Here is a 724-nt window from a genome sequence, read left to right as displayed (position 1 = left end):
GTGCCGTGGACATTGTGACACAACTTGAGAGTTTGATCCTGGCTCAGAACGAACGCTGGCGGCATGCCTAACACATGCAAGTCGAACGAGATCTTCGGATCTAGTGGCGCACGGGTGCGTAACGCGTGGGAATCTGCCCTTGGGTTCGGAATAACAGTGAGAAATTACTGCTAATACCGGATGATGTCTTCGGACCAAAGATTTATCGCCCAGGGATGAGCCCGCGTAGGATTAGGTAGTTGGTGGGGTAATGGCCTACCAAGCCGACGATCCTTAGCTGGTCTGAGAGGATGATCAGCCACACTGGGACTGAGACACGGCCCAGACTCCTACGGGAGGCAGCAGTGGGGAATATTGGACAATGGGCGCAAGCCTGATCCAGCAATGCCGCGTGAGTGATGAAGGCCTTAGGGTTGTAAAGCTCTTTTACCAGGGATGATAATGACAGTACCTGGAGAATAAGCTCCGGCTAACTCCGTGCCAGCAGCCGCGGTAATACGGAGGGAGCTAGCGTTGTTCGGAATTACTGGGCGTAAAGCGCGCGTAGGCGGTTACTCAAGTCAGAGGTGAAAGCCCGGGGCTCAACCCCGGAACTGCCTTTGAAACTAGGTGACTAGAATCTTGGAGAGGTCAGTGGAATTCCGAGTGTAGAGGTGAAATTCGTAGATATTCGGAAGAACACCAGTGGCGAAGGCGACTGACTGGACAAGTATTGACGCTGAGG

General features: G+C 53.5%; 1 rRNA gene. It reads left to right on the top strand.

Annotated features, from left to right (window positions below):
• Positions 1 to 20 precede the first annotated feature (20 nt).
• Positions 21 to 724, top strand: a 16S ribosomal RNA gene (locus ACODRZ_RS26780); the annotation flags it as partial.

The organism is Novosphingobium sp. FG90 (genome assembly GCF_057808725.1).
Note: the sequence above shows the minus strand (reverse complement) of the source record. Positions and strands in the feature narration are given on the sequence as shown.